1 protein-coding gene is annotated in these 465 nt (G+C 72.3%); it reads left to right on the forward strand.

Features of this window, described 5'->3' with window-relative positions; all coding sequences use genetic code 11:
• Window positions 1-465, forward strand: a 465-nt coding sequence (locus ASG00_RS01860) for a gamma-glutamyl-gamma-aminobutyrate hydrolase family protein (protein WP_235559062.1), incomplete at both ends; no start/stop codon positions are given.

Raw genomic sequence — 465 nt, forward strand, 5'->3', positions numbered from 1 at the left:
CGCTCGACGGCATCGACGCGCTCGTGATCACCGGGGGCCTCGACGTCGACCCGGCGCGATACGGACAGGCACCGCATCCGACCACCGATCGGCCGCGCGAAGACCGGGACGCGTGGGAGCTGGCTCTGCTCGCGGGGGCGCGACGCCGCGGCATCCCGGTGTTCGGCATCTGCCGCGGACTGCAGCTGATCAACGTCGCCTTCGGCGGCACCCTGCATCAGCACCTGCCCGACGTGCTCGGCGATTCGCGGTACCAGATCGGCGGCGGAGTGTTCGCCCGCGGCGAGGCGACAGTCGAGCCCGGGACGCGGCTCGCCGATGCGCTCGGCGCCGGTGGCACGAGCATTCTCAGCTACCACCACCAGGGCATCGACCGGGTCGGTGACGGTCTCGTCGTCTCGGCTCGCAGCGCCGACGGTCTCGTGCAGGGCATCGAGACGGCGGGGGAGGACTACCTCGTCGCGG

The sequence above is a fragment of the Microbacterium sp. Leaf351 genome, from assembly GCF_001423825.1.
In the GTDB taxonomy this organism is placed as follows: domain Bacteria; phylum Actinomycetota; class Actinomycetes; order Actinomycetales; family Microbacteriaceae; genus Microbacterium; species Microbacterium ginsengisoli.